Source organism: Ensifer sp. Root278, assembly GCF_001429285.1.
In the GTDB taxonomy this organism is placed as follows: domain Bacteria; phylum Pseudomonadota; class Alphaproteobacteria; order Rhizobiales; family Rhizobiaceae; genus Ensifer.
This window is the reverse complement of the sequence record NZ_LMJJ01000034.1, coordinates 237,058-258,371: the sequence shown is the minus strand read 5'-3', so window position 1 is coordinate 258,371 and position 21,314 is coordinate 237,058. Positions and strand designations below refer to the sequence as shown.

Annotated in this window: 21 protein-coding genes; 8 read left to right on the top strand and 13 right to left on the bottom strand. The window is 62.5% G+C overall.

The features are described 5' to 3' along the window. Positions 1–38: 38 nt before the first annotated feature. Entirely contained in the window at positions 39–548 is a 510-nt protein-coding gene (locus tag ASE60_RS21105; protein ID WP_057252666.1) for a hypothetical protein, read from the bottom strand. Further along, on the bottom strand, positions 545–1,105 hold the full coding sequence (locus ASE60_RS21100) for a CGNR zinc finger domain-containing protein (RefSeq protein WP_057252665.1): 561 nt from the start codon (positions 1,103–1,105) through the stop codon (positions 545–547). The genes ASE60_RS21105 and ASE60_RS21100 overlap by 4 nt, the downstream gene beginning before the upstream one ends. A gap of 67 nt (positions 1,106–1,172) precedes the next feature. Here ASE60_RS21100 and ASE60_RS21095 point away from each other — a divergent pair, with 67 nt between their 5' ends. Then, positions 1,173–2,069: a branched-chain amino acid ABC transporter permease gene (locus tag ASE60_RS21095; RefSeq protein WP_057252662.1), complete on the top strand. Its 897-nt coding sequence runs from the start codon at positions 1,173–1,175 to the stop codon at positions 2,067–2,069. A 32-nt stretch (positions 2,070–2,101) separates the two neighbouring features. Here the strand turns inward: ASE60_RS21095 and ASE60_RS21090 are convergent, their stop codons facing one another. The 5 genes from ASE60_RS21090 to ASE60_RS21070 all read right to left on the bottom strand — a co-directional run bounded on the left by ASE60_RS21090 (position 2,102) and on the right by ASE60_RS21070 (position 6,330). Next, positions 2,102–2,569, bottom strand: coding sequence for a molybdenum cofactor biosynthesis protein MoaE (locus ASE60_RS21090; protein WP_057252660.1), 468 nt, complete (start codon positions 2,567–2,569; stop codon positions 2,102–2,104). Between the two features lie 4 nt (positions 2,570–2,573). Beyond that, positions 2,574–2,834, bottom strand: a complete 261-nt coding sequence (gene moaD, locus ASE60_RS21085; protein ID WP_057252659.1) for a molybdopterin converting factor subunit 1 — start codon at positions 2,832–2,834, stop codon at positions 2,574–2,576. Further along, positions 2,831–3,418, bottom strand: coding sequence for a CDP-diacylglycerol--glycerol-3-phosphate 3-phosphatidyltransferase (gene pgsA / locus ASE60_RS21080; RefSeq protein WP_057252657.1), 588 nt, complete (start codon positions 3,416–3,418; stop codon positions 2,831–2,833). The genes moaD and pgsA overlap by 4 nt, the downstream gene beginning before the upstream one ends. A gap of 129 nt (positions 3,419–3,547) precedes the next feature. Next, positions 3,548–5,569 carry an excinuclease ABC subunit UvrC gene (uvrC, locus tag ASE60_RS21075; protein WP_057252656.1) on the bottom strand — a complete coding sequence of 674 codons (2,022 nt, stop codon included), beginning with the start codon at positions 5,567–5,569 and terminating at the stop codon, positions 3,548–3,550. Further along, positions 5,566–6,330, bottom strand: coding sequence for an SDR family oxidoreductase (locus tag ASE60_RS21070; RefSeq protein ID WP_057252655.1), 765 nt, complete (start codon positions 6,328–6,330; stop codon positions 5,566–5,568). Before ASE60_RS21070 ends, uvrC begins: the two co-directional genes overlap by 4 nt. Positions 6,331–6,697: 367 nt before the next feature. Between ASE60_RS21070 and ASE60_RS21065 the strand changes: the two genes are divergently transcribed. Further along, on the top strand, positions 6,698–7,336 hold the full coding sequence (locus ASE60_RS21065) for an outer membrane protein (RefSeq protein ID WP_057252653.1): 639 nt from the start codon (positions 6,698–6,700) through the stop codon (positions 7,334–7,336). A gap of 61 nt (positions 7,337–7,397) precedes the next feature. On the opposite strand, the gene ASE60_RS21060 is transcribed toward ASE60_RS21065, so the two are convergent. The 4 genes from ASE60_RS21060 to ASE60_RS21045 all read right to left on the bottom strand — a co-directional run bounded on the left by ASE60_RS21060 (position 7,398) and on the right by ASE60_RS21045 (position 10,151). Beyond that, on the bottom strand, positions 7,398–7,988 hold the full coding sequence (locus tag ASE60_RS21060; protein WP_057252648.1) for a glutathione S-transferase: 591 nt from the start codon (positions 7,986–7,988) through the stop codon (positions 7,398–7,400). A gap of 82 nt (positions 7,989–8,070) precedes the next feature. After that, positions 8,071–8,787 carry a ribonuclease T(2) gene (locus tag ASE60_RS21055; protein ID WP_057252646.1) on the bottom strand — a complete coding sequence of 239 codons (717 nt, stop codon included), beginning with the start codon at positions 8,785–8,787 and terminating at the stop codon, positions 8,071–8,073. Between the two features lie 2 nt (positions 8,788–8,789). Further along, on the bottom strand, positions 8,790–9,230 hold the full coding sequence (locus ASE60_RS21050) for a hypothetical protein (protein ID WP_057252644.1): 441 nt from the start codon (positions 9,228–9,230) through the stop codon (positions 8,790–8,792). A gap of 51 nt (positions 9,231–9,281) precedes the next feature. Then, a complete protein-coding gene (locus tag ASE60_RS21045; protein WP_057252642.1) occupies positions 9,282–10,151 on the bottom strand; it encodes a 23S rRNA (adenine(2030)-N(6))-methyltransferase RlmJ in 870 nt (289 codons plus the stop codon). A gap of 68 nt (positions 10,152–10,219) precedes the next feature. On the opposite strand from ASE60_RS21045, the gene ASE60_RS21040 reads away from it, so the two are divergent. The 5 genes from ASE60_RS21040 to ASE60_RS21020 all read left to right on the top strand — a co-directional run bounded on the left by ASE60_RS21040 (position 10,220) and on the right by ASE60_RS21020 (position 18,016). Beyond that, positions 10,220–12,355: a molybdopterin oxidoreductase family protein gene (locus tag ASE60_RS21040; protein WP_057252640.1), complete on the top strand. Its 2,136-nt coding sequence runs from the start codon at positions 10,220–10,222 to the stop codon at positions 12,353–12,355. Positions 12,356–12,387: 32 nt separating this feature from the next. Further along, entirely contained in the window at positions 12,388–13,281 is an 894-nt protein-coding gene (locus ASE60_RS21035; RefSeq protein ID WP_057252638.1) for a cation diffusion facilitator family transporter, read from the top strand. Between the two features lie 43 nt (positions 13,282–13,324). After that, the gene (locus ASE60_RS21030) at positions 13,325–13,921 is read left to right on the top strand and encodes an NUDIX domain-containing protein (RefSeq protein WP_057252899.1); all 597 of its coding nucleotides are present in this window, start codon (positions 13,325–13,327) and stop codon (positions 13,919–13,921) included. A 103-nt stretch (positions 13,922–14,024) separates the two neighbouring features. Beyond that, a complete protein-coding gene (mprF, locus tag ASE60_RS21025; protein WP_057252636.1) occupies positions 14,025–16,634 on the top strand; it encodes a bifunctional lysylphosphatidylglycerol flippase/synthetase MprF in 2,610 nt (869 codons plus the stop codon). Next, positions 16,631–18,016, top strand: a complete 1,386-nt coding sequence (locus tag ASE60_RS21020) for an AcvB/VirJ family lysyl-phosphatidylglycerol hydrolase (protein ID WP_057252634.1) — start codon at positions 16,631–16,633, stop codon at positions 18,014–18,016. The genes mprF and ASE60_RS21020 overlap by 4 nt, the downstream gene beginning before the upstream one ends. Positions 18,017–18,075: 59 nt before the next feature. Here the strand turns inward: ASE60_RS21020 and purN are convergent, their stop codons facing one another. Beyond that, positions 18,076–18,744, bottom strand: a complete 669-nt coding sequence (purN, locus tag ASE60_RS21015) for a phosphoribosylglycinamide formyltransferase (protein ID WP_057252632.1) — start codon at positions 18,742–18,744, stop codon at positions 18,076–18,078. Continuing rightward, complete coding sequence (gene purM / locus ASE60_RS21010; protein WP_057252631.1) at positions 18,741–19,811, bottom strand: phosphoribosylformylglycinamidine cyclo-ligase; 1,071 nt, start codon at positions 19,809–19,811, stop codon at positions 18,741–18,743. The genes purN and purM overlap by 4 nt, the downstream gene beginning before the upstream one ends. Before the next feature lie 371 nt (positions 19,812–20,182). Between purM and ASE60_RS21005 the strand changes: the two genes are divergently transcribed. Then, positions 20,183–21,304 (top strand): AI-2E family transporter, encoded by a 1,122-nt coding sequence (locus ASE60_RS21005; protein WP_057252628.1) that lies wholly within the window; start codon positions 20,183–20,185, stop codon positions 21,302–21,304. Positions 21,305–21,314 lie beyond the last annotated feature (10 nt).

Sequence of the window (21,314 nt, the reverse complement as noted above, 5' to 3'; positions counted from 1 at the left end):
ACTCGGATTTGAACCGGAGCGGAAACGCTCCGGTTTTTTCATATCGGGCAAGTCGCCGTCTCGAAATGTTCGGGCGCCTTGCCGTCCCTGAAGACCTCGGGGTTCTTGTCGTAAGCGGGGCCTTCGACCAGCGGCTTCGCCGGCAGGATGTCCTGGTCGATATCGGAGACGACTGTGGTCTCCAGTTTCTGCAGCGTTTCGCCGGCAGGTCCTTTGACCTCGATCGTCACCGCATAAGGCCTTTCCTTTTTCACACAGGTCAAATCAGGACTTTCCAGCACCACCCTGTCGAGCTTTGGAAAAAGTTTGCGCGTCAGCGTGAACGGCGCGCCGCCCACTGGATTCTCGAAGGTGGCAATGACGACGCTGCCCTCGGGAACGGGCTCTGTTTTCTGAAGCGTGATCGTGTAGACCGCATAGGCGAGACGATAGTTGAAGACGAACATCTTTCCCGTCAGCTTCAGCGGATCCGGACCGGTCTCGCGCTGGCACCCGGCGGCGAGCAGTGTGATGGCGGCCGCCGCAAGCGTAACGATCATCCTCGTCATAAGCCGGTTTCCTCCCTGTTGCGATGGTAGTGGCGTTTGGCCTTGGTGCGATTGCCGCAGACGGCCATGTCGCACCAGGTCCGGCTGCGGTTGCGGCTGCGGTCGAGAAACAGCCATCCGCAGTTCGGACAGATCTTCAGCCGGTCGGGCTCGGTGCTGGCGGCAAGGCTGAGGGCGGATTGCGCGGTTGCGGTGTCGAGCGAAAGTGCGCCGCCGTGAGGCAGGGAACGGCGGAGAACCGCGGCGATCGCCTCGAGCAAATCGGCCAAGAACTCCGGCCGTCCATTGGCCGATATCGCCGCGCGAAAGTGCCGGTCAGTCGCTTCGCGCAGTTGCAGCAGCCGGCGGCGATTCTCCGCTGCGACGGGCGCCAGCGCACCGAAGCGGGCACTCTCCGCCCCGAAACGGTTGGCCGCTTCCGCAAAAGAATCGATTGCCGCGACATCGGCGAAACGGTCGATCCGGCGCTCCGGATCGGCGCGCAGGATGATGGAATTGGCCACGTCTAGCGCCAGCGCGCCGCCGGCAAATCGATGGGCTGTCCAGGTGAAGGTCATACGAAAATCCTAACTGGTAAAATTGATTTTACCAGTTATATTGATCTTGTCACGCTCCGGATGCGCCATGCTCTATTTTCTGCAGCAGCTCGCCAATGCCGTCCCAATCGCTGCGCTCTATGCGGCGCTCGCCTTCGGCTATGCCATCGCCTTCGCGGTGACGCGTCGGGCGGATCTTACCTATGGCGCGCTCTTTGCCTTCTCGGGCCAGATGTTCGTGCTGTTTGCTGATTTCGGCTGGAACCGGCTGTGGCTGGTGTTGCCGGCCGCCCTTGGCCTCGGCGCGGCTGCGGCCCTGAGCTTCAGCGTTGGCGCCGGGCTCGTCGCCGGGCGTTATGTCATGCGGCCGCTCGCCTTTTCCTCCGCCAACACCGTCGTCGTCGCTTCGCTCGGCTGCCTGCTGGTGCTGATGGAAACGGCGCGGCTCGCCTCTGAGACACGCAGCCTGTGGCTGCCGCCGTTCCTGAACGGGAATATCGTCTTCTGGGACGATCCTCGCTTTCCGGTGACCTTGACGGTCATCCAGCTCGGCAACACCGTGCTCATGGCTGCGCTCGTGGCGGCCGGGCACTGGTATCTCACGCACTCTCGGGCAGGGCGGTTCTGGCGCGCCGTATCGGAGGACAGGGGGGCTGCAGCGCTCTGCGGTGTCGACGCCGCGACCGTTTACATCGCCGCCTATGGCGCGGCATCTTTGATCGCCGCCGTCTGCGGCATTCTCGCAGCCTCCTACTACGGCAACATGGATTTCGGCACGGGGCTCACCTTCGGCGTCAAGGTGCTGTTCATCGCCGCAATCGGCGGCCAGGCTTCGCCGCTTTTTGCAGCCCTTGGCGCCGCCGGGGTCGGTTTCCTCGAAACGCTTTGGAGTGCCTATGGCCCCATCCTCTGGCGCGATTTCGTGATCTTCGGTTTCCTGGTGATCGTGCTGGTCGTGACGCGCCGGGAGAAAGTCATTCCCTAGTCAAACGGGAGGGGAAGTCCCCGCATGTAGCGCTATTTCGTCGACCAGCGGTCCCGCGCCGTGTCGTCGGCATCCTTGGCGCTGACCCAGCCGCCGGTGGTGCCGTCGCCGAGGTGTTCCTTCTTCCAGAAAGGCGCTGAGGTCTTCAGGAAATCCATGATGAAGTTGGCGCCGTCGAAGGCGGCCTGCCGGTGCCGCGAGGCGGCGACGACCAGCACAATATTGTCGCCGGGCATGATCTTGCCGTAACGGTGGATGGCGGTGGCGGCCTGCAGCGAGAAGCGCTCAACCGCCTCGTGGCAGATGCGCTCGATCTCCGCTTCGGCCATGCCTGGATAATGTTCGAGCTCAAGCGCAGCGAGCGTGCCCGCCTCATCTCTGCAAAGCCCGGAGAAAGTGACGACCGCGCCGACGTCCGCCCGTCCGGCAGAGAGCTTCGCGACCTCCGTATTGAGATCGAAGTCCTCGCGCTGAACGCGCACGTTCACCGGCGCGTTCATGGGCTCAGCCGCCCGTCATGGGCGGAAACAGGGCGATCTCACGGGCGCCGGCAATCGGCTCCTTGTGGTCGACATGTTCCTGGTTGATGGCCGCGCGGATGACGTTTTCATGTTCGAGCGCCGCTTCGTATTCGTCGCCGAGCGTCTTCAGATGCTGGAGCAAGTCGGCAATGGTGACGACGCTGGCGGGAACGTCCAGGGTCTCTTCGCCCTTGCCGATGCGCTCGCGCACCCAGGAGAAATAGACGAGATTGACGGTGCTCATTCGTTGACCACGTGCTTGAGGCCGGCGCGGAAATAGTCGTAGCCCGTGTAGAGCGTGATGGCGGCGGCGATCCACAGGAGCACGATACCCGCTTCCGTCGTGTAGGGCAAAATCTTGTCGCCAGCAGGACCGGCGAGCAGGAAGGCGATGGCGACCATCTGGATCGTCGTCTTCCACTTGGCGATGCGGGTGACGGGCACGCTGACCTTGAGTGCCGCCAGATATTCGCGCAGGCCGGACACCAGGATTTCTCGGCAGAGGATGATGATCGCAGCCCAGATCGACCAGCCGGCGATCGTGCCGTCAGCGGCGACCAGCAGCAGGATCGAGGCGACAAGCAGCTTGTCGGCGATCGGATCCAGCATCTTGCCGATGTTCGACGTCTGCTTCCAGATGCGGGCGAGATAGCCATCGAAGAAGTCGGTGATCGACGCAATCGCGAAGAGCGTGACCGCCGTCCAGCGCGCGAAATCCGAACTGTGCAGCCGCCCTTCGATGAAGAAGCAAAGGACGATCAGCGGCACGATCAGGATTCGGAAATAGGTGAGCAGGTTCGGGATGCTGTAGGCGACGGGCGTGGGCATGGATTCGTGTTCTCTGGTTCGTCAGGTACAGAATGACTTTGCTGACCGGAGGTCAACAGGTCATCACGCGGCAATTGTCATATTTGCCTGATTCCATGTGAACGCCCGGTGAATTGTGACACCCGGTTGTCATTTGGCACCATCGTCGTGGAAATGTTCGTAGACCAGCCGGGCCACCGTCTCGGAAATCCCGGCGACGGCCATCAGGTCGTTGATGCCCGCGCGCGAGACGGCCTTCGCGGTGCCGAAATGCGTCAACAGCGCGCGCTTACGCGTCGGCCCGATGCCGGCGATTTCGTCGAGCGGGTTCTTGACCATCTCCTTCTTGCGGCGGGCGCGATGCGAGCCGATCGCAAAACGGTGCGCTTCATCGCGCAGTCGCTGAATGAAGTAGAGCACCGGATCGCGCGGCGGCAGCGTGAAGCTGTCGCGGCCAAGCGCGAAGAAGCGTTCGCGTCCGGCGTCGCGGTCGACACCCTTGGCGACGCCGATCGCGGTGACGCAGTCTTCGACATCGAGCTCCTTCAGGATGGCCCGCACGGCGGTCATCTGCCCCTGGCCGCCGTCGATGAGGATTACATCGGGCCAGGCGGGGAAAGCGCCGTCGTCAGACTCTACGGTCCGGTCCGGCTTGCCTTCTTCCTTCAGCAGTCGCGAGAACCGCCGCGTCATCACTTCCCGCATCATGCCGAAGTCGTCGCCCGGCGTAATGTCGGTCGATTTGATGTTGAACTTGCGGTACTGGCCTTTGACGAAACCTTCCGGCCCCGCCACCACCATGCCGCCGACGGCATTGGTGCCCATGATGTGGGAGTTGTCGTAGATCTCGATGCGGCGCGGCACCCGCTCAAGCTTGAAGGTTTCCGAGAAGCCTTCGAGCAGGCGCGATTGCGAGGCGGTTTCCGCCAGCTTGCGGCCATGGGCTTCGCGCGCGTTGGCGAGCGCATGATCGACGAGATCTTTCTTCTCACCGCGCTGCGGCACCTGGATCGCGACCTTGTATCCGGACTTTTCGCTCAGCGCCTGGCCGAGCAATTCCTGCTCCTCCACCGCCTCGCAAAGAAGGATCTGCCGGGGACAGGGCTTGTCGTCGTAGAACTGCGCCAGGAACTGCGAAAGCACCTCCGCTGTCGGCAGCGACGGGTCCGCCTTCGGGAAATAGGCGCGGTTTCCCCAGTTCTGACCGGTGCGGAAGAAGAAGACCTGGATGCAGGATATGCCGCCCTCGTGATGGATCGCGAAGACATCGGCCTCCTCGACACCGGCGGGATTGATGCCCTGGTGGCTCTGGACGTGGCTGAGCGCTGCCAGCCGGTCGCGGTAAAGGGCGGCCCTCTCGAAGTCGAGGTTCTCCGAAGCCTCGCCCATGGCAGCCGCAATGGTTGCCTTCACCGCCTGGCTCTTGCCCGACAGGAAGTCCTTGGCTTCGCGCACCAGTTCCGCATAGTCGGGGTCGCTGATTTCGCGGGTGCAGGGCGCCGAACAGCGCTTGATCTGGTAGAGCAGGCAGGGGCGCGTCCGGGTCTCAAAGACGCTGTCGGTACAGGTCCTGAGCAGGAAGGCGCGCTGCAGCGAATTGATCGTTCGCCCGACGGCACCAGCCGACGCGAAGGGGCCGAAGAAGTCCCCCTTGCGGCTGCGTGCGCCGCGGTGCTTGTAAAGCGCCGGCGCCCGGCTGTCGCCCGTCACCAGAATATAGGGAAACGACTTGTCGTCGCGCAAAAGCACGTTGAAGCGCGGCCGGAGGCGCTTGATCAGGTTCGCTTCGAGCAGCAGCGCCTCGATCTCGGTGCGCGTCGTCACGAACTCCATGTTGGCGGTCTCGCGCACCATGCGCGCGATGCGGTTGGAATGGCCGCGTCCCTGGGCATAGTTGCTGACGCGCTTCTTCAGGCTGCGCGCCTTGCCGACATAGAGAACGTCGCCGGTCTCGTTGAACATGCGGTAGACGCCAGGGCCGTTTGGCAGGAGCTTGACGAAGGCCTGGATCAGCTCTGCGCCCTTCAAGCCTTCCATTTCGGCGCGATTCTCGTTCCACTCGACGGGTGGCGTGGCACTCGTGCTTTCTGTGACCTCGATCAGATCGTCGTCGTCTTCCGCTTCGCTGCCGTCATAGAGGATGCCGCCGTCTGTCGGCACGCGTCCGTTCATTCCACTATCTCCCTGATGTCGGGCGTTTCCCAGGCGAGGTGCTGGCCCCCGTCGAGCGCGATCATCTGTCCGGTAATCGACGGCGTGTCGAACAGGAAGCGGATCGTCCGTCCGAATTCGTCGAGCGTCGGCCCGCGTCTGAGAATCAGGGCTTCGACCTGCGCCTCAAAATCCTGCGGGTCCTGCCGCTCGTTTGGCAAAGTCGGCCCGGGGCCGATACCGTTGACGCGGATGCGCGGGGCGAGCGCCTGCGCCATCGTCCGGGTAGCGGTCCAAAGCGCCGACTTCGACAACATATAGGAATAAAAGCGCGGATTGGGAGCCCAGACGCGCTGGTCGATCACGTTGACAATGAGTCCATTGGCGTCCGCCGGAAGCAGTTCAGCGAAATCGCGCGCCAACAGGGAAGGGGCCTTCACATGCAGGGCGAAGTGCTGATCCCAGATTGATTCGTCGAAAGCGTCGAGGCTGTCCTTCTTGAAGACCGAGGCATTGTTGACGAGCAGGTTCAGCGGGCCAAGCGCCTCTGCGGCGCGTGCGATGAGCGTCGAAGTCTCCGCCGTATCGGTGAGGTCGGCGCGAAGCGCGATGGCCTTCGTTCCACCTTTCGAGAGTGCTTCGACCAGAGCTTCCGCTTCGTCAAATGAGGCGTCGGCATGAATGGCGACCGAAAAGCCATGGGCCGCGAGGTCCTCAACTATAGCTTTGCCGATCCGCTTGGCGCCCCCGGTCACGAGGGCGGCCTTTCGTGCTTTCTTCAACGTTTCATCCCGCTTTTTCGAATCTTCGCGTCAGCCGACCAAGATATAGGCAAGAAACGTGAGCCTGAAACACTCCCTGACAGTTCCTTGCCGAAAAATTAATGGAATTGGCGTAAATTGTATTATTTTGTATGTGTATAGTATATCTTTCGTTAATCTTGAATCATGGTTAATAAATCCCCTGTTGCGCCAAGGCAACATCAAATTTCGGGCGTGTTTGTGCCACCAAAATTTCACATTTTGGCTCTTGTGAATCCGCATTTGCTGACCAATTTCAGCTCAACCGGGCGGGTTAATTGAAAGTTGTCCGATGTTTCACTGTGGGACCCCAAGCCCAAGGGGCATCGGTACGAAAAGGAGAATATTTATGCGTACGCTCACCACCACCCTCATGGCTTCGGCTATGACCCTCATCGCCTTCCAGGCCGCCCAGGCTGCTGATGCGATCGACGAAGTTCCGGCTGCTCCGCAGGCCGAATACACCGAGCCGGCGCAGAAGAACTGGTCGGGCGCCTATGTCGGTGGTACCGCCGATTGGCACCATGGTCAGTTTGACGCGACCGGCAGCAACACGGCAGCCGGCTTCGGCGGCGGTCTCTACGGCGGCTACAACATGCAGAGCGGCCAGATCGTATACGGCGGCGAAGCGGATGTCGGCTACTCCGGTCAGGATTCGAGCAAGGGCAACCTGCGCATGAAGCAGGGCGTCAACGGCTCGCTGCGCGCACGCGTCGGCGTCGATCTGAACCCGGTTCTGCTTTACGGCACCGCCGGTCTCGCCGTCGGCCAGGCCAAGGGCACCGTTGGTGGCGCTTCCGACAAGAACACCATGGTCGGCTGGACCGCAGGTGCCGGCGCGGAAACCTTTGTCACCGACAACATCACCGCACGCGTCGAGTACCGTTACACGGACTACGGCTCGAAGGACTTCCGGATGGGCGGCACCAACGTCTCCTCCGGTTACGACGAACACAGCGTTCGCGTCGGTATGGGCGTGAAGTTCTGATCGGCTCTCGCCGGATCAAACAAGAAGGCCGGGGCGACCCGGCCTTTTTTGTGCGCGTTTCCTACGCTTTGAACTTGGAATAGTCGGGAAAGTGCTTTTCGAACTTCGCCGGCCAGTTCTTGAGTTTGGCGCGACCCTTCTGCCATTCGCCGGCAAAGCGCAACTCGATGTAGCGCAGCATCGCCGCAAGGGCGAAATGGCCGCCATGGAGCTTGGCTCCGGTCTTCGGCAGGTTGGCGTTCAGATGGTCGAGGCTGCGTTCGACCTTTTCCCATTGCCGGTCGATCCAGGGCTGATGCACCTTCTCCGGCGGGTGTGAACGTTTCTCGTAGACGATCGCCAGCAGGCTGTCGCAGACACCGTCGCACAAAGCTTCGAGGATCTCGACATCGGTCCGCTTGCCCGCGTTCTTCGGGTAAAGCTTGCCCTTCGTTTCCCGATCGATGAAGTGCATGATCGCGCGGCTGTCATAGACCGAACGCCCATCGTTAAGGATGAGTGTCGGTATCTTGCCGAGCGGATTGTTGCCGATCAGTTCGGGTGGATTGGCTCCGGTGTCGGTCAGGACGCTGTCGGCGGAGAACCCGGCATAATGCGCCGCCATCCGAACCTTGTTCGAATAGGGCGAGGCAGGAGAGTACAGTATCTTCATCGAGCGTCTTTCTTCTGGTCCAGAGCAATTCCGACGAGAGTGCGAAGCGGAATTGCGTCCGGAATTGCCTAAGAACAAATACCTATGGAGCCGGAGGCAGTGAAACGCTGTCTTTCCTGCATGCCTGGCGATCGACCGCCGGGCAGGATCGGAAATTCAGCGACTTGTCGAAGCAGATCCGGATTTCTTCGAGCATGTTGCCTTCGCACGTAACCGCGACCGCGTCTTTTGTCATGCCAGGGTTTTGGGCGACGAGCGTGCTTTCGATCGCGTTGACGGACATGTTCGTTTGTTGCCGGGGCGGGGAGAGTTCTGCTGGTAGCGCGAGCCTGTTCCAGGCCGCGCGTGTGACGGCGAAGTAGTCCTCCTGACTGAGCCCGGAACAGGTGCCGTGCTTGCGCCACTGATGGCCGATCAGGCCCATCGACGGAATGAGATCGAGATACCGCTTGCCGAGCGAGGAGGGCACACGGTCCGATTGCCGCGTCGGGCAGAAATCCGGGAAACCTCTTTCGTTCTGAGGCCATAGGCCGTGCACAATCAGGCCGCGGTTGCTGCCGATCTCGCATTGGCTGGATTTTCCGTTGGGATCGTTGTCGCCGCACCAGGTCGGCGACCAGGAGAGCGAAAGCACATAGAAATCGAATCCGCTGCCGACCGGCACCGCGGCGATTGCTTTTGCAGGTTTCGTCTCGGCAGCCGGCGGCGCCTTCTCGGTACTCTGATCGCTGCAGCCGGCCAGGCTAGCCGCAACGAGAAGCGCCGGCAGAAGCCGGCGCGCATTCCGGATTGCTTTCATGATTAGCGGAGCGAGGCGCAATGCGCGCCATAGACATACCAGGGATCAAGCCCGCCGACGCAGAACTCGATGCTTCTGCCGACGCCGGCAAAGCCCCAGGGGCGTTCGACGAGGTAGTAGAGCGAGCGCTGCTGGCCGTCGGTCATGACCGCCGTAGCATAGCAATATTCACGCTCGACCAGATGAGTCTCATCGCGGAACTCTTGCCGGTTCTGTCCCATGTTGCGGATATCGGCGATCGACAGATTGGCGTGCAGGTAGTTCGCATCCCGGTATTCGAAGCGCGAAGTGATGAAACCGAGCACCGAGGACTCGCTGCAAACACCTGCGTTATAGGATTGGACCTGGCCGCTGCCGATATAGTCGGCGGCGGATGCGCCCGGCGCTGCGGCGGCGGCGAGGGAAAGCGAGATGAGAAGCGTTGCTGCGAGCGTGCGAGTCATGGGCGTCTCCCTATATCGTCACAGGAGATTGCGGTGTGTCGCGCCCGTCCGTCAAGCCCCTCGGGTTGCCTGTTCTTCACCGCGCAGCCAGAAGCAGCGGGCGGAGGCGAAGCGATCCTGCGCCAACCGTGCTTTCAGGAACGGCAGCAGCAGATCGAGTTCGCCCTTCAGCGTGAAGGGTGGATTGACGATGATGAGACCGGAGCCGGAGAGGCCGGTGGTTTCGCGGTCGCTGCGGACCGACAGTTCGGCGCAGAGCATCTTCGGAATTTCGAGCGCCTTCAGTGCTTCGTGGAAAGCCTTGATGGGCGCGCCCTGCTTCAAAGGATACCAGAGGCAATAGATGCCGCCGGCAAAGCGCCGGTAGGCGCGCGCCAGGCCATCGGCGAGGCGTTCGTATTCGCCTTCCTTTTCAAAGGGCGGATCGACGAGGATCAGCCCGCGCTTCTCTTTCGGTGGCAGGTGGGCGCCGAGCGCCAGCCAGCCGTCCAGTTCGGTGATCCGGCTCTGGAAGTCGCCGTCGAAAAGCCGATGCAGGGTTTCATAGTCGTCCGGGTGCAACTCCATGGCAGACAGCCGGTCCTGCGGACGGAAGAGCATGCGCGTAAGCTTCGGCGAGCCGGGATAAAGCTTCAGCTCGCTGCCGGGATTGAGCGTACGGATGGTTTCGAGATACGGGGCGAGGATCGCAGCGATTTCGGCGGGTAGATCACCCTCGAGAAGCCGGCCGACGCCGTCGCGCCATTCCCCGGTCTTTTGCGCTTCTTCGCTCGATAGGTCGTAAAGCCCGGTGCCGGCATGGGTGTCGAGCACGCGAAACGCCTTCTCCTTCTGTTGAAGATAGCTGACGAGCCGCGCCAGCACCGCGTGCTTCAGGACGTCGGCGAAATTGCCCGCATGGTAGATGTGCCGATAGTTCATGAGCGCCGCCGATGGCTGGATCAATTGTTGCGATGGGTGAACGATTGGCTCTTTGAGCCCGTTTGTCGATGCCATATAGAAAAGCCATGAACGTTGCGACCCCCATCAAAGCAGAAAAATCGATCGGCCATTCGGTCTGTCCGCACGACTGTCCCTCCGCTTGCGTGCTGGAAGTGGATCTGACTGCCGAAGGGCGGATCGGCCGCGTGCGTGGCGCTTCCGCCAACACCTATACCGCCGGTGTGATCTGCGCCAAGGTGGCGCGCTATTCCGAGCGCATCTACCATCCCGGCCGCCTCATGGTGCCGCAGCGCCGCAAGGGTGCCAAGGGCGAGGGCAACTGGCAGGACGTCAGCTGGGAAGCGGCGCTCGACGAGATCGCCGACCAGTTCATCCGCGCCGAGCAGAAACACGGTGCGGAGGCGATCTGGCCCTACTTCTATGCCGGAACCATGGGGCAAGTGCAGCGCGATTCAATCGAGCGCCTGCGCCACGCCAAGCGTTACTCCGGCTTCTTCGGCTCGATCTGTACCAACATGGCCTGGACCGGCTTCGCCATGGCGACAGGGGCGCTTCGCGGTCCCGATCCGCGCGAGATGGCCAAGGCCGATTGCGTGGTGATCTGGGGGACGAACGCTGTCGCGACCCAGGTCAACGTAATGACGCACGCGGTGAAGGCGCGCAAGGATCGCGGCGCAAAGATCGTCGTCATAGACATTTACGACAACCCGACGGTCAAACAGGCAGATATGGGTCTCGTCTTGAAGCCCGGCACCGACGCAGCGCTCGCCTGCGCCGTGATGCACATCGCATTTCGCGACGGCTATGCCGACCGGGCCTATATGACGGAATTCGCCGACGACCCCGCCGGGCTCGAAGCACATCTCAAGTCGCGCGGACCGGAATGGGCTTCCGCCATCACTGGTCTTTCGGTCGATGAAATCGAAGCCTTCGCCAAGCTTGTCGGAACGACGCCCAGAACCTATTTCCGCCTCGGCTACGGCTTTACCCGCCAGCGCAACGGCTCGGTCGCCATCCATGCGGCGGCCTCCGTCGCCACCGTTCTTGGCTCCTGGAAGCATGAAGGCGGCGGTGCCTTCCACTCCAACAACGACATCTTCAAGCTCGACAAGCGCGAGCTGGTGGGCTCGGCCTTCCACGATCCGGATGTCCGCATGCTCGACCAGTCGCAGATCGGCCGCGTGCTGACCGGTGATGCCGAGGCGCTGCGCCACCGTGGTCCGGTGACCGCGATGCTGATCCAGAACACCAATCCGGTGAACGTCGCGCCGGAACAGCGGCTGGTGAAGCGTGGCTTCCTGCGCGATGATCTCTTCGTCGCCGTGCACGAGCAGTTCATGACCGATACGGCCGCCGTTGCCGATATCGTGCTGCCGGCCACCATGTTCCTCGAACATGACGATCTCTATCGTGGCGGCGGTCACCAGCACATCCTGATCGGCCCCAAGGTGGTGGAGCCGCCGTCGACCGTGCGCACCAACCTCTTCGTCATCGAGGAACTGGCCAAGCGCTTGGGCGTTGCCGACCATGGCGGCTTCGGCCTGACGGAGCGCCAGCATATCGACCGGCTGCTCGCCAATTACGGCATCGGCTACGAGGAGATGAGACAAGAGAAGTGGCTGGACTGCCAGCCGGCATTCGAAGACGCGCACTACCTCAAAGGCTTCGGTCATCCGGACGGCAAGTTCCGCTTCAAGCCGGACTGGACGGGAACGCCGGCGGCGAACCGGCCGCCGAAGTCCATGGGCATTCAAGGGCCGCATGCAGCGCTGCCGGAGTTTCCTGATCATGTCGACCTGATTGAGGTCGCTGATGCCGAGCATCCCTTCCGCCTCGCGACCTCGCCGGCCCGCTCCTTCCTCAACTCGACCTTTGCCGAGACGCCGTCCTCCATCCAGAAGGAAGTGCGCCCGGAAGTGATGCTCCATGCGGAAGACGCCGAGGCACTCGGCATCGCCGATGGCGATATCGTTCAGCTCGGCAATCAGCGTGGTGAGATCCGCCTGCATGCGAAGATCGGCGGGGGAACGCGTCGCGGCGTTGTGATCGCCGAGGGGCTCTGGCCGAACGGCGCCCATCTCGACGGGGAAGGGATCAACGTGCTGACCGGTGCCGATGCGGTGGCGCCCTATGGCGGTGCTGCCTTCCACGACAATAGGGTCTGGGTCAGGTTGGCGCGCTAAATCAGGTTGTTCAACGGCAGACGGAACCCTCCATGAGCGGCGACCACCACCATGCAGATGTCAGTAGCACGCCGGTTTCGAGGCTCTGGGCTTCGCTCGGCCTGACCGGCGGCTTCATGCTGGCGGAGGTCGTCGGCGGTGTACTGACCGGCAGCCTGGCGCTGATTTCCGACGCCATGCACATGTTGACCGACACCGCGGCCCTTGCGATCGCGCTCGTGGCCATCCATGTGGGCCGCCGCCCATCCGATCTGCTGCGCACCTACGGTTATGCGCGTTTCGAAATCCTCGCGGCCGCCTTCAACGCGCTGCTCTTGCTCGCCGTTGCCTTCTACATTCTCTACGAAGCCTGGAAGCGGCTGTCGGAGCCGCAGGAAATCCAGTCGGGCGGGATGCTGGTGATCGCCGTCATCGGCCTGCTCGTCAATCTCGCCTCGATGCGCCTCCTGACGAGCCACAAGGACGAGAGCCTCAACGTCAAGGGTGCCTATCTCGAGGTCTGGTCGGACATGCTCGGCTCGCTCGCCGTCATCGTCGGTGCCGCGGTCATCTGGTTCACCGGCTGGCAATGGGTGGACTCCCTGCTCGCCGTCGGTATCGGCTTCATGGTCTTCCCGCGCACCTGGGTGCTGCTGAAGGAGTGCATCAACATCCTGCTCGAAGGCGTGCCGCCGGGCATACGGCTCGCCGATGTCCACGCGACGATCGCCGCGGTTCCGGGCGTCTTGTCGGTGCATGACCTTCACCTATGGGCGATTACCCAGAGCCAGCCGTCGCTGACGGCGCATGCGGTGCTCACGGATGGCGCTGACGGCGAGACCGTGCGCCGGGCGATCGAGGCGCGCTTGCGCGAAGACTTTGACCTTCACCACACGACGTTGCAGATGGAGCGGGAAGACCGCGCGGCGTTGGAACATGTTCACTGAAGGCAGGAACGGCCGGATTGCCCCCGCCAAAGAAGGATTTCGCATGAGCACACATCACGATCCGCGCGTCAGGATCATCGGTCGCCGCACGCTTTGGGACGGGTTCATCCATCTTGAGGAAGTGACGCTCGAACAGGACATGTCGAACGGCATGACCGCGACCTTGAAGCGCGAGGTTCACGATCATGGCAGTGCGGCGACCATCCTGCTCGTCGACGCCAAGCGGCAAAGCGTGGTGCTTGTGCGGCAGCTGCGCGTTCCCGTGCTCTTGCAGGGGGACGAGGCCTACATGATCGAAGCGGTGGCCGGGTTGTTGGACGACGACACCCCGGAAGTTGCGATCGCCCGCGAGGCGTTGGAAGAGACCGGCTACCATGTCGAAGGCGCCACCCACCTTTTCGATGCCTATATGAGCCCGGGCGCGCTCACCGAGCGCACGAGCTTTTTCGTCGGCCACATCGACGTCACGGAAAAGCGTGGGGATGGCGGCGGGCTTGCGCATGAGGGAGAGCACATCGAAGTTCTCGAAATACCGCTTGATCGGGCCTTCGCTATGATCGCCACCGGCGAGATTTGCGACGCCAAGACGATCATGCTGCTGCAATGGGCAAAGCTCAACCGCAACGAACTCAGCGGCTAAATCATTGTTTTATAAGAAGATAATTTATTACGGATATTTCACTTTTTGATCGGTATCGGGTAAGCTAAAGCGCTGATGTTCTCATCATTGACATGGGCGCCCCATGACATCCTCCCTTTCGGAAAGCGCAACCGACGACGAGCAGCAGGCGGAGGGGGGCTGGATTTCCTTCCTGCGCCGCAACCGTCGCTCTCTTTCGGCCGCTGGTACGCTATTTGTGATCGCTCTCTTCGGCTTTGCGATCTTTCACCTGACATCCGAAGTTCAGTACGATGAAGTCGTCCAAGCCTTGGCAGATACGCCCTGGGCGTCGCTTGCGGCGGCGGTGTTCTTCACGGCGCTGAGCTTCCTGGCGCTGACCTTCTATGACGTCGGCGCGCTCGATTATGTCCGGCGCAAGCTGCCCTATGCCGATGTGGCGCTGACGGCCGCTTGCGCCTATGCGGTCGGCAACACCGCCGGTTTTGGCGCCTTGAGCGGTGGCGCGATCCGCTACCGGTCCTATTCCCGCCTCGGCATCGAGCCGGAAAATATTGCCCGGATCATTGCCTTCGTGACGCTTGCCTTTGGGCTCGGCCTTCTGACGGTGACCTGCCTCAGCCTGCTGGCGGTCGGCGAATATGTGGCGCCGATGACCGGGCTCGATCCGCTTTTGCTGCGCCTGATCGCCGTCGTCATCCTCGGCGGGTTGTTCACCGTGTTCTTCCTTGCGCGCGACGGCCGCGAGGTCAGCCTCGGACGCCTGACATTGCGGCTGCCGGATTCGCGCACGGTCTCGCGCCAGTTCCTGGTGACCGCGCTCGATCTCGCCGCTTCGGCAACCGTCCTCTATGTGCTCCTGCCGGCCGGCACCATCGGCTGGCCGGCTTTCCTCGCCGTCTACTCGCTCGCCGTCGGCGTCGGTGTTCTCAGTCACGTTCCAGCCGGCCTCGGCGTCTTCGAGACGATCATCATCGCGACGCTCGGCCACAACACCGATGTCGACACCATTCTCGGCGCGCTGGTTCTCTATCGCGTGATCTATCACGTGCTGCCGCTGGTGATTGCGATCGCCGTCGTTATCGGCATCGAGCTCCGCCAGCTCTCCGGCCATCCGGTCGCCTCAAGTGTGCGCCGCGTTGGCGGCCGGATGACGCCGCTGCTGCTGGCGACGCTCGGCGTCGTGCTCGCGATCATGCTGGTGCTTTCGAGCGTGACGCCGACACCCGACGAAAATCTGGCCTTTCTTGAAAGCCTGCTGCCCCTGCCGATCGTCGAGGGCGCCCATTTCCTCGCAAGCCTGCTCGGCCTTGCGCTCGTCGTCGTCTCCCGCGGCCTGGCGCTGCGCCTGGATGGTGCCTGGTGGGCGTCGATCGTGATTGCGATCGCCGCACTCCTGCTGTCGCTGATCAAGGCGATCGCGGTGGTGGAAGCGGGCATGCTCGCCTTCTTTCTCGTGGGGCTGCTCGTCAGCCGGCGCCTGTTCGTCCGTCCGGCATCCCTCTTTGGCCAGGCGCTCACCATACCGTGGCTGACGGCGCTTGGGGTCATCTGCCTCGGCGGACTGGTCGTCCTGCTCTTTGTCTACCGCGATGTCGAATACAGCCACGAGCTCTGGTGGCAGTTCGAATTTTCGGCCGAGGCGCCGCGCGGGCTGCGGGCGCTCCTGGGCGTCACCATCGGTGCCAGCATGCTTGCGATCTGGAGCCTGATGCGCCCGGCAACCGGGGCGGCGGAGCCCGCCTCCGACGATGCGATGGAGCGCGCCTTGGCGATCGTCGAGGCGCAAAACATGTCCGACGCCAATCTGGTGCGCATGGGCGACAAGAGCATCCTGTTCTCGGCCGACCGGCGGGCCTTCATCATGTACGGCCAGCGGGCCCGTTCCTGGATTGCGCTCTTCGATCCGGTCGGGCCAATCGACGCCTGGCCGGAACTGATCTGGCATTTCATCGAGAAGGCGCGAGCCGCCGGTTGCCGGGCTGTGTTCTATCAGGTTTCGGCCGAGGGGCTTGCCTACTATGCCGATGCGGGGCTGCGCGCCTTCCGGCTCGGTGAACTGGCGCGCGTCGATCTCGCCCGTTTCGAGATGAAGGGCGGCAAGTGGGCAAACTTGCGCCAGCAGGTCAGCCGCGCCCAGCGCGACGGGCTGGAGTTTCAGGTCGTGCCGCCGGCGGACGTTCCTGAAATCATGGCCGACCTGACGGCTGTTTCCGATGCCTGGCTCGCGCATCACAACGCCAAGGAAAAGGGCTTCTCGCTCGGCGCCTTCGATCCGGACTACCTGGCCGAACAACCGGTTGCGATCCTCACATGCAACGGACGCATCGTCGCTTTCGCCAATATCCTCGTGACCGGGACGAAGGAGGAGGGCACCGTCGATCTGATGCGCTTCTCGCCGGACGCGCCGAAGGGAGCCATGGATTTCCTCTTCGCCCAGGTAATGGAATATCTGAAGGGGGAGGGGTTCCGCGCCTTCAATCTCGGCATGGCACCCCTGTCCGGCATGTCGACGCGCCAGATCGCGCCGGTGTGGGACCGGGCCGGCCGTACCTTCTTCGAACACGGCGAGCGCTTCTACAACTTCAAGGGCCTGCGCGCCTTCAAGTCGAAGTTTCATCCGCAGTGGCAACCGCGCTATCTTGTCGCCAGTGGCGGCATCAATCCGATCCTCGCCTTGATGGATGCGACATTCCTGATCGGCGGCGGTCTCAAGGGAGTGGTGAAGAAATGATCCGTGTCGCGAACGCCTGGAAATGCCTCACCTCGGCGGCGTTGCTGCTTTCGGTTTCCATTCTTCCTGCTGCCGCGGAAGACGCGCCGAAGAGCTACGATACCGGGATGATCCCGTCGCCGCGCATCATGTTGCCCAAGGAAAAGGCGACCGCACTGGTCGTGCTGCTTTCGGATGCTTCAGGCTGGACGGACAAGGAGCAGGCGGTCGCTGATACGCTCACCGGTGACAAGACCATCGTCATCGGTGTCGATCTCAAGGCTTATCTCGCGTCGCTCGCCAAGGATGACGGCGACTGCATCTACATGGTCTCCGATATCGAATCGCTCAGCCAGCAGGTACAGCGCGCCATCGGCAGCGATGCCTACCAACTGCCGATCGTTGCCGGTGTCGGCGCCGGTGGCGCCATGGCGCTCGCGATTGCCGCCCAGACGCCGCCAGCCACGATCGGCCAGACGCTGGCGGTCGATCCGGAGGAGGGCATCGCGCTCAGGAAACAGCTCTGCACTCCGGCCGATAAGGTGAAGAAAGGCGACCGCATGGTCTATGGCTTGACCGATGGTGCCTTGCCGGACCCGGTCTCCGTCGTCTTCTCGCCGGCAGCCTCCGCGGATGGGCGCTCGCATGTGGCCGCGCTTATCGCAAAGCATCCGGATGTCGATCAGGAAGACAGTGACGATGATGCCTTCACGGCATTGTCCGACCATCTCTCGGATATCATCGACAGCGAAAGCGACGCCGGCAACCCGTTCGGCCTGCCGCTGACCATTCTCGACGCCAAGCCGACGCGCGATACGATGGCGGTGATCTATTCGGGTGACGGCGGCTGGCGTGACATCGACAAGGAAGTCGGCGACGTCCTCCAGCAGCAGGGGGTGCCGGTCGTCGGCTTCGATTCCCTGCATTATTTCTGGTCGGAACGCGATCCCCAGGCGACGGCGGACGACCTTGCCAAAGTGATGAGCTACTACCGCAAGCACTGGAACGTGCGCAACGTACTGCTGATCGGCTATTCCTTCGGTGCCGACGTTCTGCCGCGAACCTTCAACCTGCTGCCATCAGGCGAAAAGGCGCATGTCCGCCAGGTGACGCTGATGGCGCTGTCGCACTTGGTCGACTACAAGGTGTCGGTGCTCGGCTGGCTGGGTGCGGAAGGCGATGGCAAGGGCGGCGATCCGCTCGACGACATCAAGCGCATCGATCCGGCGCTGGTGCAATGCATCTACGGCACCGACGAAGAGGATGATGCCTGCCCTGAATTGAAGGGAACGGGCGTCGACATCATCGGCATCGACGGTGGCCATCACTTCGACGAGGACTATCCGGCATTGACGCGGCGTGTGCTCGATGCGCTCGATCGCAGGCTGGCGTCGGCGAAGTGATGAATTGATCCAGCGCATCTTCCGCTTCCAGTAATTTCACTGAAAGCGGGGTGCTCTAATCAGGCGGCAGGCGAGATCAGCGTGGCGGTTGCTTCGGCAGCGCTATGGCTCACCGCGCGACCATCTTCCATGCGCACCTTGCCCTCGGCCATCAGCCGGAGCGCCATCGGATAGGTGCGGTGCTCGACGGTCAGCACCCGCGCTGCAAGGCTTTCGGATGTATCGCCGGGGAGAACCGGCACCACTGCCTGCGCGAGGATCGGGCCTTCGTCCATGCCTTCGGTCACGAAGTGCACCGTGCAGCCGGCGACCTTCATGCCGGCGTCGATCGCCCGCTGATGGGTGTGCAAGCCGGGGAAGAGCGGCAGCAGCGAGGGGTGGATGTTGAGGATCCGCCCTTGATGGCGCTGGATGAAGGTTGCCGAAAGCAGCCGCATATAGCCGGCCAGGCAGATGATATCCGGCGATAGGCGATCGAGCTCGGCAAGGATTGCCGCCTCGTGGGCGTCCTTGCTGTCGAAATCCTTGCGCAGGAAACTGCGTGTGGCAATACCGAGTGCTGCCGCCTTGACGAGGCCGCCGGCATCCGCCTTGTCGGCGATGACCGCAACGATCTCGGCGGGAAAACCTGGCTCGGCCGCGGCTTTCGCCAGCGCCAGCATGTTGGAGCCGCCACCCGAAATGAAGACGACGACCCGCTTCTTGCCCGTCGAGACCTCAGTCGTCATAGGGCGAGGGTGCCCTTGTAGATCGTGCCGGCAGCACCTTCGTCGCGCGCGACCATCCGGCCGAGCGTGAAGACGGTTTCACCTTCGCCGGTCAGCACAGAGGCGATCTCCGCAGCCTTGTCCGCCGGGACGACGACGATCATGCCGACGCCGCAGTTGAAGGTGCGCAGCATCTCGTTGGCAGCAACGCCGCCGGTCTGTGCAAGCCAGGAGAACACCTTCGGCGCCTTGATCGCATCGAGGTCGATCTCGGCGGCGAGGTGCTTCGGCAGCACGCGCGGAATGTTCTCGGGGAAGCCGCCGCCGGTGATATGGGCGAGCGCCTTGATCGCGCCGGTCTCGCGGATCGCCTTCAAGAGCGGCTTCACATAGATGCGCGTCGGCGTCATCAGGAGATCGGCAAGCGTGCCTTCGCCGAACGGCGCGGGTGCGTCCCAGGCAAGGCCCGAGAGCGTGACGATCTTGCGCACCAGCGAATAGCCGTTGGAGTGAACGCCCGACGATGCGAGGCCGAGGATGACGTCGCCTTCGCCGATGTCTCCGGCCGGCAACAGTTGTCCGCGCTCGGCGGCACCCACGGCGAAGCCGGCAAGGTCATAATCGCCACCCGAATACATGCCGGGCATTTCGGCCGTCTCGCCGCCGATCAGCGCGCAGCCCGCTTCGCGGCAGCCGCTGGCGATGCCAGCGACGATCGCGGCACCCTGGTCCGGGTCGAGCTTGCCGGTCGCGAAATAGTCGAGGAAGAACAGCGGCTCGGCGCCCTGGACCACGAGGTCGTTGACGCACATGGCGACAAGGTCGATGCCGACAGTGTCGTGCTTGTTGGCATCGATGGCGATCTTGAGCTTGGTGCCGACGCCGTCATTGGCGGCAACCAGAACCGGGTCGGTGAAGCCTGCCGCCTTCAGGTCGAAGAGACCGCCGAAGCCGCCGATCTCACCGTCGGCGCCCGGACGCCTCGTCGAGCGCACATGCGGCTTGATCTTCTCGACCATCAGGTTGCCGGCGTCGATGTCCACGCCCGCGTCGCTATAGGTGAGGCCGTTCTTTCCCGACTGGCTCATGCTCGTTCTCCAAGGCTCGTCGTGCGACAGGTATTTTGCGGATGCGATTGGCACGGCAGGCAAGGGAGTGCAAGCCGAGACCACGGATTGGCGGCGTTTTTTCAACATTTTGCCCATATCCCACGGTAGAAGCAAAGCAGCATAGCTCCAAACCGCGCGGCCTCACCCGGTTGGACTTGACCGGCGCCCGCGCCGCCCCCTATCTCCTTTAAAGGGTTGTGATACGCGATCGGCGCATGCGGCGCGCCAGGGCGGGATGTGGAAAAGTGTGTGCGGTGTTACGCCGGCATCCTGCTCTCGCTTACGAGAAACGGTCACGTTGATGATTTCAGGTCGATCCGACCTAAGAGCACGTGATCTAAAGGAGTGTCATGGATATCAAGGTCAGCGGTTCCGGATTGCAGCGCCAGGTCATCTTCTGGCTGCTGGTGCTTGCCGCCTTCATTGCATTCCTCATGGTTTTCAGCTCGATCCTGCTGCCGTTCCTTGCCGGCATGGCGCTTGCCTATTTCCTCGATCCGGTCGCCGACCGTCTCGAGCGGCTTGGCCTCAGCCGGTTGATGGCGACGGTCGTCATCTTGATCGGCTTCGTCGTGGTCTTCGTGCTGGCGCTCATGGTCATCATTCCTGTTGTCGTCAGCCAGGCGGCCGATTTCATCGCGAACATCCCCGGCTACGCCTCGAAGCTGCAAGTGCTGGTCAACGAAGCGCAGACGCGTCTGATCCCCGATTGGCTGGCGAGCCAGATGCCGTCGCTCAAGCAGAGCTCCGGCAAGCTGCTGGAACAGGGAGCCGCTTTCGTCGGCACGCTCTTCCAGCAGATCTGGAACTCCGGCGTGGCGCTGCTCGATGTCATCTCGCTGCTGGTCGTTACCCCTGTCGTCGCCTTCTATATTCTGCTCGACTGGGACCGGATGGTGGAGAAGGTCGATAGCTGGGTTCCGCGCGACTACGTCTCGGATGTGCGCCAGATCGCCCGCGACATGAACACGACGATCGCCGGCTTCGTGCGCGGGCAGGGCTCGCTCTGCGTCATCCTTGGCCTTTATTACGGTATCGGCCTGTCGCTGGTCGGTCTCAATTTCGGCCTGCTGATCGGCCTCTTCGCCGGCATGATCAGCTTCATTCCCTATGTCGGATCCATGGTCGGCCTCGTGCTCGCTGTTGGCGTTGCCCTGGTGCAGTTCTGGCCGGACTATCTTTGGATCGGCCTCGTGCTTGCAGTTTTCTTCAGCGGTCAGTTCATGGAGGGCAACATCCTCCAGCCGAAGCTGGTGGGCAAAAGCGTCGGCCTGCATCCGGTCTGGTTGATGTTTGCGCTCCTTGCCTTCGGCGCGCTCTTCGGCTTCGTCGGTCTGCTGGTGGCGGTGCCGGCAGCAGCGGCCATCGGCGTGCTTGTCCGCTTCGGCATCCAGCGGTACCTTGATAGCGACCTCTATCACGGGCACGGCAAGGCCGTGGAAAAGAAGGCGAAGAGCGACAAGGCCGCCTGATTTCCGACGA